General features: G+C 54.9%; 13 protein-coding genes. 9 read left to right on the top strand and 4 right to left on the bottom strand.

Annotated features, from left to right (window positions below):
• Positions 1 to 26: 26 nt before the first annotated feature.
• Positions 27 to 803 (bottom strand): siderophore-interacting protein, encoded by a 777-nt coding sequence (locus ACMYSN_RS18230; RefSeq protein WP_462495702.1) that lies wholly within the window; start codon positions 801 to 803, stop codon positions 27 to 29.
• Between the two features lie 238 nt (positions 804 to 1,041).
• On the opposite strand from ACMYSN_RS18230, the gene ACMYSN_RS18225 reads away from it, so the two are divergent.
• A complete protein-coding gene (locus ACMYSN_RS18225) occupies positions 1,042 to 1,617 on the top strand; it encodes a PadR family transcriptional regulator (protein WP_462495701.1) in 576 nt (191 codons plus the stop codon).
• A 246-nt stretch (positions 1,618 to 1,863) separates the two neighbouring features.
• Positions 1,864 to 3,243: a putrescine aminotransferase gene (gene ygjG, locus ACMYSN_RS18220; RefSeq protein WP_123756398.1), complete on the top strand. Its 1,380-nt coding sequence runs from the start codon at positions 1,864 to 1,866 to the stop codon at positions 3,241 to 3,243.
• 83 nt (positions 3,244 to 3,326) lie between these two features.
• Here the strand turns inward: ygjG and ACMYSN_RS18215 are convergent, their stop codons facing one another.
• Positions 3,327 to 3,659 (bottom strand): tRNA-binding protein, encoded by a 333-nt coding sequence (locus ACMYSN_RS18215; RefSeq protein ID WP_462498283.1) that lies wholly within the window; start codon positions 3,657 to 3,659, stop codon positions 3,327 to 3,329.
• 218 nt (positions 3,660 to 3,877) lie between these two features.
• On the opposite strand from ACMYSN_RS18215, the gene ebgR reads away from it, so the two are divergent.
• From ebgR to ygjK, 7 genes are all read left to right on the top strand, one after another.
• Positions 3,878 to 4,861 carry a transcriptional regulator EbgR gene (gene ebgR, locus ACMYSN_RS18210; protein ID WP_462495700.1) on the top strand — a complete coding sequence of 328 codons (984 nt, stop codon included), beginning with the start codon at positions 3,878 to 3,880 and terminating at the stop codon, positions 4,859 to 4,861.
• A gap of 235 nt (positions 4,862 to 5,096) precedes the next feature.
• Entirely contained in the window at positions 5,097 to 8,189 is a 3,093-nt protein-coding gene (gene ebgA, locus ACMYSN_RS18205) for a beta-galactosidase subunit alpha (RefSeq protein ID WP_462495699.1), read from the top strand.
• A complete protein-coding gene (locus tag ACMYSN_RS18200; RefSeq protein ID WP_462495698.1) occupies positions 8,186 to 8,635 on the top strand; it encodes a NanQ anomerase/TabA/YiaL family protein in 450 nt (149 codons plus the stop codon). The genes ebgA and ACMYSN_RS18200 overlap by 4 nt, the downstream gene beginning before the upstream one ends.
• 94 nt (positions 8,636 to 8,729) lie before the next feature.
• Positions 8,730 to 10,163 carry an APC family permease gene (locus ACMYSN_RS18195; RefSeq protein ID WP_462495697.1) on the top strand — a complete coding sequence of 478 codons (1,434 nt, stop codon included), beginning with the start codon at positions 8,730 to 8,732 and terminating at the stop codon, positions 10,161 to 10,163.
• 224 nt (positions 10,164 to 10,387) lie between these two features.
• Positions 10,388 to 11,821, top strand: a complete 1,434-nt coding sequence (locus ACMYSN_RS18190; RefSeq protein ID WP_462495696.1) for an APC family permease — start codon at positions 10,388 to 10,390, stop codon at positions 11,819 to 11,821.
• A 52-nt stretch (positions 11,822 to 11,873) separates the two neighbouring features.
• A complete protein-coding gene (gene ygjJ / locus ACMYSN_RS18185) occupies positions 11,874 to 12,932 on the top strand; it encodes a protein YgjJ (RefSeq protein ID WP_462495695.1) in 1,059 nt (352 codons plus the stop codon).
• 17 nt (positions 12,933 to 12,949) lie between these two features.
• Positions 12,950 to 15,301, top strand: a complete 2,352-nt coding sequence (ygjK, locus tag ACMYSN_RS18180; protein ID WP_462495694.1) for an alpha-glucosidase — start codon at positions 12,950 to 12,952, stop codon at positions 15,299 to 15,301.
• A gap of 67 nt (positions 15,302 to 15,368) precedes the next feature.
• On the opposite strand, the gene lsrG is transcribed toward ygjK, so the two are convergent.
• Together lsrG and lsrF are read right to left on the bottom strand one after the other, a co-directional pair.
• On the bottom strand, positions 15,369 to 15,665 hold the full coding sequence (gene lsrG / locus ACMYSN_RS18175; RefSeq protein WP_462495693.1) for a (4S)-4-hydroxy-5-phosphonooxypentane-2,3-dione isomerase: 297 nt from the start codon (positions 15,663 to 15,665) through the stop codon (positions 15,369 to 15,371).
• Positions 15,662 to 16,549 (bottom strand): 3-hydroxy-5-phosphonooxypentane-2,4-dione thiolase, encoded by an 888-nt coding sequence (lsrF, locus tag ACMYSN_RS18170; RefSeq protein ID WP_462495692.1) that lies wholly within the window; start codon positions 16,547 to 16,549, stop codon positions 15,662 to 15,664. The genes lsrG and lsrF overlap by 4 nt, the downstream gene beginning before the upstream one ends.
• Positions 16,550 to 16,560: the final 11 nt, after the last annotated feature.

Raw genomic sequence — 16,560 nt, 5'->3', positions numbered from 1 at the left:
CCGGGGAGCGCTCGCAAGAGCAGCGATTATTTGCTGTGCCAGTAGGCCTGAGAGCGCACCAACTGCGGATCAATTTCGTCGTTTTCGAAACGACCAAGCAGCGATTTGACGACCGCGCCCTCGCCGGTGACCCAGATAAAGTAATCCTCTGGCGGCACGCTCACCTGTGCCAGACGCTCTGCCACGACGGAGGGTTGATGGCCCACCACCCACTCGATATTAAAGCCCTGCAGGTCCGCCAGATAATCCTGATAAGATACATCGCCGATCGTGACCAGCGCCGTCACCTGCGGGCGCACGGGCAGACGGCTGAGGCCGAGCAGGCGACGGCGCAGTGCCGGCATCCCGGACTCATCACAGACATACAGCTGCCAGGCATAATCTTCCGGCACCACCAGTGAACCGCGCGGCCCACCAATCACCAGGGTATCGCCCGGTTTGGCCGCCAGCGCCCAGCTGCTGGCAATCCCGCCGTCGTGGATAAAGAAGTCATACGCCAGTTCATGGCGCTCGGCATCGTACAGCGGCGTATAGTCGCGGGTTGCCGGACGAACATTCTCACCCCAGTTAATGCCTTCATCAGTAACCTGCGGCGGTGTAAACGCGGCGCCGGCTTCGGGGAAAAACAGTTTGGTATGGTCGTCAAACCCCTGGGAAACAAAACCCTCCAGCGACTCCCCGCCCAGCACAATGCGCTGAAAAGCCGCGCCGATACGCTCTACGCGCAGGACGGTTAACTCACGGAAACGCAGCTCATTACGAACGCGTTGCGGGTACTGAGTGTTTTTCGTTTTTATCATCATCGATTCGATCGCCTTCGTGAAAAATAGATATATCTAAACACAACCTAAATGATAATGATTGCCATTAAAAAAGAATGCAAGTTATTTTTGATATAGTCGTGACAAAAAGCAAAAAAGTCCAAACCCATCAATAAAAACATTTAAAATCAATAAATTAAAAAAATATCAGATCTCATACTTGCTAACCGTCATTTTTTAGATATACATTAGATATATCAAAACTAATGAGGAATAAACGATGCGACATCATCATGAAGAAGGGCGCGGGCCACGTGGGCACCGCGGTGAACGTGGGGAACACGGCCACAGAGGCGGTGACCATGGCGAGCACGAACGCAGAGGCGGCGGACGCCGTCAGCGTTTCTTTGGTCACGGCGAACTGCGACTGGTTATCCTCGATATCCTGACTCGCAACGCCAGCCACGGCTACGAACTGATTAAAGAGATAGAGACCCTGACTCAGGGTAACTATAGCCCTAGCCCGGGCGTGATCTACCCCACCCTCGATCTCCTGCAGGATCAGGGTCTGATCAGCGTTGAAGAGGAAAATGGCCGCAAGAAAATCGCCATTACCGCCGAAGGCAGCCAGCTGCACGCCGAAAATCTCGAGCAACTGGCTCAAATTCAAGAGCGTTTACAGGAGCGGATGGTCGGCTGTGAACTGCGCAAAAATCCGCAAATGAAGCGGGCGCTGGAGAACTTTAAAACCGTACTGGATCTGAAAGTGAATCAGCAGCCCACCAGCGACGCGCAGCTCAAGCAGATCGTCGCCGTTATCGACCGCGCAGCCATGGAAATTTCCCAGCTCGATTAAACCACCCTTCTGCCCTCTAATTGGGCAACCTGCACCGCCGCGAAGCACGCGGCGGTATAGCTGCCAGCAGGTTATTAGCTCCTTTCAGGAGTAAAACATGCCAAAAATATCGCCGTGAGATTAAATTCCGCACATATCCGCTTTCACGCTGCGTTTATCCCGATTTTCAGCGCCTCCACCGAAGTGGCGTAATCCCTGCAATACTTAATTCAGTATCATGTGATACGCCCGCCCCAGGAGCTCACTTTGAACAGGTTACCTTCCAGCGCATCGGCTCTGGCCTGCAGCGCACACGCACTGAATCTCATTGAGAAGCGAACGCTTGATCATGAGGAGATGAAAGCACTTAACCAGGAGGTCAGGGAATACTTTAAAGAGCATGTGAATCCAGGGTTTTTAGAGTACCGAAAATCGGTCACCGCTGGCGGGGATTACGGAGCCGTAGAGTGGCAGGCGGGAGGGTTAAATACGCTTGTCGACACTCAAGGACAAGAGTTTGTCGATTGTCTGGGTGGTTTTGGGATTTTTAATGTAGGGCACCGTAATCCAGTTGTGATTTCCGCCGTCGAGCATCAGCTCGCTAAACAACCTCTTCATAGTCAGGAACTGCTGGACCCGCTTCGGGCCATGCTGGCCAAAACGCTGGCAGCATTAACGCCCGGCAAACTGAAATACAGCTTCTTCAGTAACAGCGGTACGGAATCGGTCGAAGCGGCGCTCAAGCTCGCCAAAGCCTACCAGTCGCCACGTGGCAAATTTACCTTCGTGGCCACCAGCGGCGCGTTCCATGGGAAATCGCTGGGTGCTCTGTCGGCTACCGCCAAATCGACCTTCCGTAAGCCTTTTATGCCGCTGCTGCCGGGCTTTCGTCACGTGCCGTTTGGCGATATCAACGCCATGCGCACGCTGCTCAGTGAGTGCAAGAAAACCGGTGATGACGTCGCGGCGGTGATCCTTGAGCCGATCCAGGGCGAAGGCGGCGTGATCCTGCCTCCTCAGGGCTATCTGCCGGCGGTACGTAAGTTGTGTGATGAATTTGGTGCACTGCTGATCCTCGATGAGGTGCAGACCGGCATGGGGCGCACCGGCAAAATGTTTGCCTGTGAGCACGAGAACGTTCAGCCGGACATTCTGTGCCTTGCCAAAGCCCTCGGCGGCGGCGTGATGCCAATTGGCGCGACGGTCGCCACCGAAGAGGTGTTCTCGGTGCTGTTCGACAACCCGTTCCTGCATACCACCACCTTCGGTGGAAATCCGCTGGCCTGTGCCGCGGCGCTGGCGACGATCAACGTTCTGTTGACGCAAAATCTCCCGGCACAGGCGGAACAGAAAGGCGAACTGCTGCTGGATGGCTTCCGTCAGCTGTCCCGCGAGTACCCGGATCTGGTGAATGAGGTGCGTGGTAAAGGGATGCTGATGGCGATTGAGTTCGTGGATAACGAAATCGGTTACAGCTTCTCCAGTGAGATGTTCCGCCAGCGCATTCTGGTGGCGGGGACGCTCAACAACGCCAAAACCATCCGCATTGAGCCACCGCTGACGCTGACGCTTGAGCAGTGTGAGCAGGTGCTTAAAGCGGCACGTACAGCATTGGCTGCACTGCGGGTTTCAGTGGAAGAGGCCTGAAGCTCTCTGCGCTGTCCTCTCCCCATCGGGGAGAGGCGCTTTTTCTGCGGTTCCGCGGATGTCCTCACAGAGAGAAACGGAGCTTAAACGACCCGTACGCCAGGTGGCATCAGACGTTCCGGCGTCAGCAGTACGCTTTCGCTGCCATCTTCTGTCTCTGCGCACAGCAGCATGCACTCCGATGTCTCACCCCGCATTTTGGCCTTAGCCAGATTGCACAGCACCACCACCGTTTTTCCCAGCAACTCCTGCTCGCTGTAGTAAGGCACCAGGCTTGTCACCGTTTGCAAGATCCGCTCACCCATATCAATCTTCGCGATATACAGTTTATCGGCATTGTCATGCCGCTTAACCTCGACAATCTTTCCGGTACGCATTTCCAGTCTGGCAAAATCATCGTAAGCAACAGTATCCATCATTTACCTCCAGTAAAATTTTAGTAAAATATAGCAAGTTTTATTATTTGTTCAGCACCCCGCTGACAGGAATGTTACTTTCGTCACTCTTTATGGCGGAAAAAAGTCCCCGTTCGCTGCAAATAAAACCAGCAATATTTACTGAAAACAGATGCAGGAACCCAAGCTTGCTTTACAATGGGCGGGCGCAGATGGGGCAACGTCAGATAAGGAATAAGATGGCAACACTCAAAGATATCGCAACCGAAGCGGGTGTCTCACTGGCGACGGTTTCACGGGTATTAAACGACGATCCAACCCTGAACGTGAAAGAAGAGACCAAGCACCGTATCCTGGAAATTGCAGAGAAGCTGGAATATAAAAGCAGCAGCTCTCGCAAGGCACAGGTTCACGCCGTGGGCCATCACCATATTCTGGCACTCTACAGCTACCAGCAGGATCTGGAGATTAACGATCCTTACTATCTGGCAATCCGCCATGGGATTGAAACCCAGTGCGAAAAGCTGGGGATCGAGCTGACCAACTGCTACCTCAACAACGCACTGCCCGAACTGAAAAAAGCCACCGGCGTACTGATTGTCGGCAAACCTTCTCGCGCCATTCGCGAAGCCGCCACCGCGCTGACCGACAATATCTGCTTTATCGATTTTCATGAGCCAGACAGCAGCTACGATGCGGTGGATATCGATCTTGTGCGCATCGCCAAAGAGGTGATCGACTTCTTTATCGCCCAGGGGGCCTCACGCATTGGCTTTATCGGAGGCCAGGATGAACCCGGCAAAGCCGATATCCGCGAAATGGCGTTCGTTGAGTATGGGCAGCTAAAAGGCGTGGTCTCACAGGGTGATATCTGGCGCGGCGGTTTCTCCAGCTCGTCGGGCTATGAACTGGCGAAAACGATGCTGGCTCAGGAAGACTACCCGACGGCGCTGTTTGTCGCCTCGGACTCTATCGCCATCGGCGTCCTGCGCGCTATTCACGAACGCGGCCTGTCGATACCTGAAGATATCTCTTTAATCAGCGTGAATGATATTCCGACCGCGCGCTTCACCTTCCCACCGCTCTCTACCGTGCGCATCCACTCTGAAATGATGGGAAGCCAGGGGGTGAACCTGCTGTACGAAAAAGCCCGCGACGGCCGGGCGTTACCGCTGAACGTCTTTGTCCCCAGCGTCCTGAAGCTGCGCGGCACCACCCGATAACACCTCTGCGCACGATACTTTCCCGGCGGCACCAGGCTTGCCGGGATGACCTTCTCTACGTCCATCCTTGTGTCAACGCGGTAACATGCCGCCCCGGTATTTTCTGGTTTGCACACCCCCTCTCTGACAGCGCTCATTTTGTGATCGAGTTAAAGTAAATCATCCCTGCCCATTTTATTTAGTAAAAGTTTTACTAAAATAGCCGTATTACATCAGATCCGTACAGGGAGGCGATATGAATCGCTGGGAAAATCTTCAACTCACTCATGAAAACAGGCTGCCGCCGCGAGCGTATTTCTTCTCTTACGATACGCTGGCTCAGGCGCGCACTTTTGTCCGCGAAACCAGCAGCCGCTTTTTATCGCTTAGCGGGCAATGGAACTTTCGCTTCTTCACGCACCCTCTGCTGGTGCCGGAAGCGTTCACCCGCGAATATATCAAAGGCTGGGGCCCGATCACCGTACCGGGAATGTGGCAGATGGAAGGCCATGGGCAGCTTCAGTATACCGATGAAGGTTTTCCCTTCCCGATCGACGTGCCGTACGTACCAACCGACAACCCGACCGGCGCCTATCAGCGCATCTTCACCCTCGGTGACGGCTGGCAGGGTAAGCAGACCCTGATTAAGTTCGACGGCGTCGAAACCTACTTCGAAGTCTACGTCAACGGCCAGTATATTGGCTTCAGTAAAGGCAGCCGTCTGACCGCCGAATTTGACATCAGCGCGGCAGTGAAAACCGGCGACAACCTGCTGTGCGTGCGGGTGATGCAGTGGGCAGACTCCACCTATATTGAAGACCAGGATATGTGGTGGATGGCGGGGATCTTCCGCGACGTCTACCTGGTGGGTAAAAATCCACTTCACGTACAGGACTTTACCGTACGCACTGATTTTAATGACGATTACCGCGACGCCACTCTCTCCTGCCAGCTGGTACTGGAAAACCTGAGCGACCGACCTGCCGATGTCAGCGTGGAATATACCCTGTTCGATGGCGACAATGCGCTGTATCAGGGTACCACCGGGCGCCTGACGGTCGGGCAATCACTGGAGAGCGGTTTCGCCATTGATGTGGCAGCCCCGCAGCAGTGGTCGGCGGAGAATCCCTGGCTCTATCATCTGGTGATGACGGTGAAAAACGCCGCCGGTGAAGTGCTTGAAATCATCCCGCAGCGCATCGGCTTTCGTGACATCAAGGTACGCAATGGCCTGTTCTATATTAACAACCATTACGTGATGCTCCACGGCGTCAACCGTCACGACAACGACCATCTGAAAGGCCGCGCCGTCGGGATGGATCGCGTCGAAAAAGATCTGCTGCTGATGAAGCAGCACAATATCAACTCGGTGCGCACCGCCCACTATCCAAACGATCCGCGCTTTTATGAGCTGTGCGACATTTACGGCCTGTTTGTGATGGCGGAAACCGACGTGGAGTCCCATGGTTTCGCTAACGTCGGCAACCTGAGTCGCATTACCGATGACCCGAGCTGGGAGCACGTGTACGTCGAGCGCATCGTGCGGCACCTACACGCGCAGAAAAACCATCCATCAATCATCATCTGGTCTCTGGGAAATGAGTCCGGCTACGGCTGTAATATTCGCGCGATGTATCACGCCACCAAAGCGCTGGATGATACCCGTCTGGTGCACTACGAAGAAGACCGTGACGCCGAAGTCGTCGATATCATCTCGACCATGTATACCCGCGTGCCGCTGATGAATGAGTTCGGCGAGCACCCGCACGAGAAGCCGCGCATTATCTGCGAGTATGCCCACGCCATGGGCAACGGCCCGGGCGGCCTGACCGAATACCAGAACGTTTTTTACCAGTACGACAGCATTCAGGGCCACTACGTGTGGGAGTGGTGCGATCACGGCATTCAGGCCACCGATGAGAACGGTGCAGTATGGTACAAATTCGGCGGCGACTATGGCGACTACCCGAACAACTACAACTTCTGCCTCGACGGCCTGATCTTCTCCGACCAGACCCCAGGGCCGGGTTTAAGGGAGTACAAGCAGGTTATTGCGCCGGTCAAGGTGCAGGCGACGGATATCCATCGCGGCGAACTGCGCATTGAGAACAAGCTGTGGTTCTCCACCCTCGACGATTACACCCTGCGCATCGAAGTACGCGCCGAAGGGGAAACGCTGTCGACTCAGACGATAAAAGTTCGCGATCTGCCACCGAACAGTGGTCGAGACATCACGATTACGCTGCCCGAAATGGACGCGCGTGAAACATTCGTCAACGTCATAGTGACCAAAGACTCCCGAACCCTGTACAGCGAAGCCAACCACAATATTGCCGTGTATCAGTTCCCGCTAAAGGCGCAGACAGCGGCAAAAACGACGCTCGTCAATGCCAGCGCAACGCCGCTACAGATGGCTGACGAACGCCTGAGTTACACCCTCACCGGGCATAATTTCCGCGTCGAATTCTCTAAACTCAGCGGCAAGCTAACCCGTTGGCTGGTTAATGGCTGCGAGCAGGTGACCCGCGAGCCGAAGATTAACTTCTTCAAGCCGATGATTGATAACCATAAACAGGAATATGAAGGGCTGTGGCAGCCGAGCCACCTGCACATCATGCAGGAGCATCTGCGGGAGTTCAGCGTTGAACAGCAGGGTGAGACCGTTATCGTCACCACGCGGACGATTATCGCGCCGCCGGTTTTTGATTTCGGGATGCGCTGCACCTATCGCTGGCAGATCACGCCACAGGGCCATATCAACGTTGAACTGCAGGGTGAGCGCTACGGCGACTACCCGCATATCGTTCCGTGCATCGGCTTTATGATGGGAATTAACGGTCAGTTTGAGCAGGTCAATTATTACGGTCGCGGGCCGGGTGAGAACTACGCCGACAGCCAGCAGAGCAACATCATCGATGTCTGGCGCACCAATGTTGACGACATGTTTGAGAACTACCCGTTCCCACAGAATAACGGCAACCGTCAGCACGTACGTTGGGCGTCATTTACCAATCGTCACGGCAGCGGCCTGCTGGTGGTTCCACGTGCGCCGGTGAACCTCAGCGCCTGGCACTACACAGCAGAAAACCTGCACGCGGCCCAGCACTGCAACGAACTACAGCGCAGCGATGACATCACGCTGAACATCGACGCCCGGTTGCTCGGTCTTGGCTCCAACTCCTGGGGCAGTGAAGTGCTGGATAGCTGGCGCGTCTGGCTCACCCCCTTCAACTATGGCTTTACGCTGCTGCCGCTGGAAGGCGGATGCGGCTCCTCGCAGGTACTGGCGAACCATGACTTCGGCGCCGGTTTCTTTTCCCCCGTTTCACACAGCGAGGCTGAAAAATGAGAATTCTTGATAATTTAGAACAATTTAAGCAGATCTATCACAGCGGACGTAAATGGCAACGCTGCGTGGAAGCCATCAATAACATCGACAATATTCGCCCTGGCGTGGCCCATTCGATCGGGGACTCACTCTCCTATCGCGTGGAAAACGACAGCACCACCGATGCCCTGTTTGCCGGCCACCGCCGCTACTTCGAGGTGCATTACTACCTGCAGGGACAGCAAAAGATCGAGTTTGCCGCGAAAGCACAGCTGCAAACCGTGGCCTGCTACCGGGATGAGACGGATCGCGAATACCTGAAAGGCCTCGGTGAAACCGTCCAGGTGCATGAAGGCCAGATGGTGATTTGTGATAACGATGAGGCCTACCGCTTTATCAGCGACACACCGGTAAAAAAAGTGGTGCTCAAAGTGACGATTGAAGACGGGTATTTCCTGAATAAATAGTACCGCCTTCAGCAATGCCCAAGGTCAGCGGGACACCCGCTGACCTGACCGTTTCCAGCCCAGAATGCGGGCTAAATGATTTCCCGGAGGACTTATGTCCGAATCAGTTCGCGCCAAAATAGGCAAATTCGCCCTGCTGTCGATGGCCTTCACCGCCGTGTTTAACGTGCGGAACATCGTCAATAACAACATCGAGCTAGGGTTAAGTTCCGCCCCGATATTCCTGTTTGCCACGGTGGTCTATTTCATCCCCTTTGTCTTTATTATTGCCGAATTTGTCTCGGCCAATAAGCATTCCGAATCGGGCATGTATGCCTGGCTGAAACAGCCGTTAGGGTCACGGGCGGCCTATCTCGGCTCGTTCCTGTACTGGTTCGTGAACCTGTTCTTTTTCATCTCGCTACTGCCCAACGTCGTGGCCTATGCCTCATACGCCGTGATGGGATACGCCATTCCCTTCTCCCCGATGGTTACCTCAATGATCTCCATCGTGCTGTTCGCCATGGCGACTCACATCTCGACTAAAGGGGCAACGTGGCTGGGGAGAATTTCTGAGTGCGTGGCCTACGGCGTCTTCGCGCTATTTGCTATCTACGTCGTCGGCGCCTTTACCGCATTAGGCTCTGGCCACGTCCCGGCACAGCCGATTACGCTCTCCGCCATGGAGCCGACCATCAACTGGGCCACGCTGGGCATCATGTGCTGGATTTTCCAGGCCGCAGGCGGCGCGGAAACCGTGGCAGCCTATCTGAACGATACCAAAGGCGGCCAGAAATCCTTTATCAAAGTCATTATATCCGCTGGCGTATTGATTGGCGGCATGTATGCGCTAGGCTCGCTGCTGGTTAACGTTTTCGTCGCCCGTGAAGATTTGACTTACGCCGGTGGAATGGTGGAAATCTTTACCGGACTGGGGGCTTACTTCCATATTCCTGAGCTGCTGATGGGCCGCTTTGTCGGGATTATTTTGTTTATCGCCATCTTCGGTAGCATGATGATGTGGACCGCTGCACCGGTAAAAATCCACTTCTCTGAAATTCCGGCCGGCATCTACGGCGAGAAAACCACCGAACTGAACGCGCATGGCGTACCGGTGCGTGCCGCCTGGTGGCAGTTCCTGTTCGTCTTCCTGATGCTCATCGTTAACGGCTTTGGCTCCGCCAGCGTTCAGCAGATGATGAATACGGCTATTAACCTGACCGCCGGTACCGCCATGCTGCCACCACTGTTTATTATGGTGGCCTACTTTGTCCTGCGCTGGAAACACGATGATACCCCGCGCGACTTCCGCATGGGCTCGCGCAAGGTCGGCATGAGCGTGGTCTCCATGCTGATTGTGATCTTTGTGGTCAGCATGACGGCTTCCGCCTTCCCGGCGGGCGTCGACCTGGTTAACGCCTTCTTTATCAACGTCTTTATGACCGCCGTGTTCTCAGGTCTCGCATGGTGGTGGATCACCCGCTTTGAGAGAAAACAGCAGCAGCGCCAGAAAGCGTCGATTGCGCCGGCGCCGGGTATCACCAAATAACGTATCACGCTCTCCCGTCAGCGCTATTCCCGCTGGCGGGCTTTTTTCTGCCTGTCATTACGTAACCCTCAGCTTTTTCGTGATCGAGTTAAAGCAACCAGGTTTTACTCCTTTTATTTACTAAAATTTTTACTAAAATAAACATAATTACTTAACTACCTCTATCCTACAAACAACACAACCCCCTTCGGCTTTCTCTGAAGGACAATGTGTGGAGATGTGTTATGTCTGATATCAAACGTAATACCATCGGTAAGTTTGGCCTGCTGTCGCTGACCTTCGCCGCCGTTTACAGTTTTAATAACGTTATCAATAACAATATCGAATTAGGACTGGCATCGGCACCGATGTTTTTCCTCGCCACCTTGTTCTACTTCATCCCGTTTTGCCTGATCATTGCGGAATTCGTGTCGCTGAATAAAACCTCCGAAGCGGGGGTCTATGCCTGGGTCAAAAGCTCGCTAGGCGGCCGCTGGGCGTTTATTACTGCCTATACTTACTGGTTCGTGAACCTGTTCTTTTTTACTTCCCTGCTGCCACGCGTTATCGCCTACGCCTCGTACGCCTTTTTAGGCTACGAGTACATTCTGACTCCCGTAGCAACAACGGTGCTCAGCATGGTGCTGTTCGCCTTCTCCACCTGGGTTTCAACCAACGGCGCAAAAATGTTGGGGCCGATTACTTCCGTAACCTCATCATTGATGCTGCTGCTGACACTCTCCTATATTTTACTGGCGGGAACCGCGCTGGTCGGCGGCGTACAGCCGGCGGACCCGATTACCGTCGAAGCAATGATCCCGAATTTTAACTGGGCGTTCCTTGGGATAACCACCTGGATCTTTATGGCCGCCGGCGGGGCAGAGTCCGTTGCGGTCTACGTCAATGACGTCAAAGGCGGTTCGAAATCCTTTGTCAAAGTGATCATCCTTGCCGGGATTGTGATTGGCGTACTGTATTCTGTCTCTTCAGTACTGATCAACGTTTTCATCAGCAGCAAAGAGCTGAAATTTACCGGCGGTTCAGTGCAGGTATTCCACGGCCTGGCCGCGTACTTTGGTTTGCCTGAAATCATGATGAACCGCTTCGTCGGCCTCGTCTCCTTTACCGCCATGTTCGGCTCGCTGCTGATGTGGACCGCGACGCCGGTAAAAATCTTCTTCTCCGAAATTCCCGAGGGTATCTTCGGTAAGAAGACCGTTGAACTGAACAAAAATGGCGTACCGGCTCGCGCAGCATGGATTCAGTTCCTGATTGTCATCCCGTTAATGATTATTCCGATGCTGGGTTCCAACACCGTTCAGGAATTAATGAATACCATCATTAATATGACCGCTGCCGCGTCCATGCTGCCACCGCTGTTTATTATGCTGGCGTATCTTAACCTGCGCCGTAAACTCGATCACCTGCCGCGTGATTTCAAAATGGGCTCACGAACTACCGGCATCGCGGTCGTCTCAATGCTGATTGTCATTTTCACTATCGGCTTTATCGCCTCCACCTTCCCGAGCGGCGGCAATATCATGACGATTATTTTCTATAACGTCGGCGGAATTGTTATTTTCCTTGGATTTGCATGGTGGAAATACAGCAAATACGTCAAAGGATTAACCCCGGAAGAGAAGAAAATGGAAGCCGATCCGGTCTCAAATATTTCTTAATACGCCTAAAAATCATTCTAAAAATATAAACAACAATACCTCTGAAAACATTATGAAAAATAATAATTCGCTGTACGGGGCACTCGCTGCCCTCGTTTTTTGCTGCCCGGCTATTGGCGCCGAGGTCGTCCATCCAGCAGAGCATGATGATACCAAAACGCCTGAAATCACTTCTCCTTCATTCCGTTTTTATGGCGAGATGGGCCTCGGCGGATATATGGATTTAGAAGGTGAAAATAAACATAAGTATAGCGACGGGACCTATATTGAAGGTGGTCTCGAAATAAAGCATGGACACTGGTTCGGCTTAATTTACGGCGAAGGCTGGACAGTGCAGGCGGACAGTCAGGGCAATGCCTGGGAGCCCGGCCACGGCTGGGGCGGGTTTGAAGGCGGAATAAACCGGCTTTATGGCGGCTATAAAACCGATGACAGCACCGAAATCATGCTCAGCCTGCGCCAGGACTCTTCGCTGGATGACCTGCAGTGGTGGGGCGATTTTACGCCGGATCTGGGCTACGTGATTCCCAACACCCGCGACATCATGTACGCCCTCAAGGTGCAAAACCTGACTGGAGAATTGCGCTACAGCATCACCGCTACGCCAGCCGGACATCATGACGAAAGCAAAGCCTGGCTGCACTTTGGCAAATATGACCGCTACGACGATAAATATACCTATCCGGCAATGGTCAACGGCTATATCCAGTACGACCTGGCCAAAGAGGTCACCTGGATGAACGGCCTGGAAGTGACCGACGGCACCGGGCAGCTGTTTTTAACCGGTATTCTCTCGCCCAACCTCGCCGCCCGTGCCTGGCACCATACCGGACGCGCTAAAGGCCTGAGCGTCCCCGGCAGTGAAACCGGGTTTATGGCCAGCGCAATGTATGAAGCATTAAAAGGTTTTTACCTTTCAACCGCATACAGCTACGCCAGACATCGCCCGGATCGGGCCGCCGAAGAGACCACCTCGTTTATGCAATTTGGTATCTGGTACGAATATGGCGGCGGCCGTTTTGCTACCGCCGCCGACAGCCGTTTTTATATGAAAAACGCTTCTGGCGATCCGGCCGATCAGCTCTTCCTGATGCAATATTTTTACTGGTAAGAAGGGATATAAATACCATGAATATCACTACCCGTTTCACGCCGCTGGCCTGTGCGCTGCTACTGAGTTTTTCCGCCCACGCGGTCACCGCCGAGGCGTTTAAAAACGTCATCAACCGGGCCGGTTCGCCGCAGTACATGCATGATTTTGACCACGATGACCACCAGCGTTTCAACCCGTTTTTCGATCTCGGCGCGTGGCACGGGCATCTGCTACCGGACGGCCCGGCAACCATGGGCGGCTTCCCCGGCCCGGCGCTGCTGACCGAAGAGTACATCAACTTTATGGCCACCAGCTTCGATCGCCTGACGGTCTATCAGAACGGTCAAAAAGTGGCCTTCACCCTTCAGGCCTGGAGTCTGCCCGGCGCGCTGGTACAGACGCTAACCGCCCCCGGCGTACGCGTTGTCATGACACTGCGCTTTGCCAGCCCGCACACCTCGCTGCTGGAGACCAAAATCACCAGCAATACGCCGCTCACGCTGGTGTGGGACGGCGAGCTGCTGGATAAACTGGAAGCCAAAGAGGGCAAACCACTCTCGGATAAAACCATCGACGGTACATTCCCGGATTATCAGCGCCGGCTGACGGCAACCCACGACGGCCTGACAGTCAGCTTCGGCAAGGTGCGTTCCGCGTCTGACCTGATGACCTCCGGTGCGTCGCAGTATCAGATCCATAAGTCCCTGCCGGCCGAGACCAGGATCGACGGTCACCGCTTTACCAGCTCGGCCAAAATCAGCGGCTCCACGACGATTTACACGACCTATTCGCACCTGCTGACGGCGGAGCAGGTGCGAACGGAGAAAGCGCAAATCCGCGATATCCTCGCGCGCCCGGCGTTCTACCTGAACGCGTCGCAACAGCGCTGGGACGGCTATCTGCAAAAAGGACTGACTAACCCGGAGGCCACCGCAGAACAGACCCGGGTAGCGGTCAAGGCTATCGAAACGCTTAACGGTAACTGGCGCGCGCCGGGCGGCGCAGTGCAGCACAATACCATCACCCCATCGGTTACCGGGCGCTGGTTCTCCGGCAATCAGACCTGGCCGTGGGATACCTGGAAACAGGCCTATGCCATGGCGCACTTTAACCCCGAGATTGCCAAAGAGAATATTCGCGCAGTCTTCTCCTGGCAGATTCAGGCCAACGACAAGGTACGCCCGCAGGATGTCGGCTTCGTCCCGGACCTCATCGCCTGGAATCTGAGCCCGGAGCGCGGCGGCGATGGCACTAACTGGAACGAGCGCAATACCAAGCCAAGCCTGGCCGCCTGGTCAGTGATGGAGGTCTATCACGTCACCAAAGATAAAGCGTGGCTACAGGAGATGTATCCGAAGCTGGTGGCCTATCACGACTGGTGGCTACGCAATCGCGATCATAACGGTAACGGCGTGCCAGAGTACGGTGCCACTCGCGATAAAGCCCATAATACCGCCGACGGTGCGATGCTGTTTACGCGCAAAAAAGGCGACAGCGAAGAGACGCTTTCTGGCCTGAAAACCTATGAAGCCGTCACCCGCAAGGGGGACTATGACAGCCTGGAGATCCCGGCGCAGGTCGCCGCTTCCTGGGAGTCAGGGCGCGATGACGCGGCGGTGTTCGGCTTTATCGATAAAGATCAGCTGGATAAATACGTGGCCAACGGTGGCAAGCGAAGCGACTGGACGGTGAACTTTGCCGAAAACCGCGATAAACAAGGACATTTGCTGGGCTATTCGCTGTTACAGGAGTCGGTGGATCAGGCCAGCTATATGTACAGCGACAACCACTATCTGGCAGAGATGGCAACCCTTCTCGGTAAACCTGATGAGGCGAAACACTATCAGGTGCTGGCACAGAAGCTGGCGGACTATATCAACACCTGCATGTTCGACCCACAGACCTCGTTCTATTACGACATTCGGATCGAAGAAAAGCCGCTGGCCAACGGCTGCGCCGGGAAGCCAATTGTCGAACGTGGCAAAGGCCCGGAAGGCTGGTCGCCGCTGTTTAACGGCGCGGCAACCCAGCAGCACGCCGATGGGGTGATTAGCGTGATGCTCGATGCCAAAGAGTTCAATACCTTCGTGCCGCTGGGGACCGCCGCATTAACCAACCCGGCATTCGGCCCGGATATTTACTGGCGCGGCCGGGTGTGGGTGGATCAGTTCTGGTTCGGCCTCAAAGGAATGGCACGCTACGGCCATCGTGAAGAAGCGCTGAAGCTGGCGGATACCTTCTTCAAGCACGCCAAAGGACTCACCTCCGACGGCCCGATTCAGGAGAACTACAATCCGTTGACCGGCGCCCAGCAAGGCGCCCCCAACTTCTCCTGGAGCGCCGCACATTTGTATATGTTGTATAACGATTTTTTCAGGAAGCCGTAGTCCATTAATGCCCGGTGGTGCTACGCTTACCGGGCCTACGAGGTTTGACTCGTAGGCCCGGCAATGCTCATACCTCCGGTAGCAGTCCCACAAAACTGCGCTTCTGCCGCGGCTGCGACATCATCTCTTCCAGTTTCTCCACGCAGGCCAGGTAGTGCGGGGTTTTCTTATGCGCCAGCACCGCCGCGTCGTCTTTATAGGCTTCATAGATAAAAAAGCGGGTCTTCACCTCGGGGTCCTGCAGCACGTCAAAACGCAGATTCCCCGGCTCCTGCAGGGCCCCTTCGTGGTTGGCGCGAAAGACGTCGAGAAACTCATCCACCCGCTCCGGCTTGATATTAATCTCCACCAGCGTCACGTTCATTTTAGCTCTCCCTGTTTCTCTTCCTGCCAGAACTGGTACGCCTCACGGGCGCTGATATTCTCATGGACCACTTTTTTCACCGCTTGCAGCATGGCGCGCGGCGCGCTGGACTGGAAGATATTGCGCCCCATATCCACGCCGGATGCCCCCTGGTCGATTGCCCGCCAGCACATCTCAAGGGCTTCCAGTTCCGGCAGCTTTTTCCCGCCGGCGATCACGATCGGCACCGGACAGCTGGCGGTGACTTTTTCAAACCCCTCTTCGACGAAATAGGTTTTCACGAACTGCGCCCCCATCTCGGCGGCAATCCTGCTGGCTAACGAGAAGTAGCGGGCATCACGGGTCATCTCTTTGCCCACACCGGTGACTGCCAGCACCGGCATGCCGTAACGGTTCCCGGCGTCCACCAGCTTGATGATGTTGTTGATCGACTGATGTTCATACGGGCTGCCGATATAGACCTGGGCCGCCACCGCGCAGACGTTCAGGCGCAATGCGTCCTCCATCGCCACGGCGACGCACTCATTGGAGAGTTCGCTGAGGATTGAGTTGCCGCCGGATGCCCGCAGCACCACCGGCTTGTTGGTCGCCGCCGGGACCTGGCTGCGCAGCACCCCGCGGGTACACATCAGCACATCGGTTTCATCAAACAACGGGGCGATAGAGAGGTCAATCCGCTCCAGCCCGGTGGTCGGACCCTGGAAGTAGCCGTGATCGAAGGCCAGCATCACCGTCCGGTTGCTGTGCGGATTAAAGATACGCGCCAGTCGGGACTGCATCCCCCACTCCAGCGAGCCGCAGCCTTTCAACGTATAGAGCGTGTTTTTCTGCGGCCGGTCAAAACCGAAGTCTTTTCCCTCTTTGATATCGTCTAAATCTGCCATCTCATCCTCCC

It is taken from the genome of Klebsiella sp. R445 (assembly GCF_051131755.1).
GTDB classification, from domain to species: domain Bacteria; phylum Pseudomonadota; class Gammaproteobacteria; order Enterobacterales; family Enterobacteriaceae; genus Klebsiella; species Klebsiella lignicola.
This window is presented reverse-complemented; position numbering and strand designations above follow the sequence as displayed.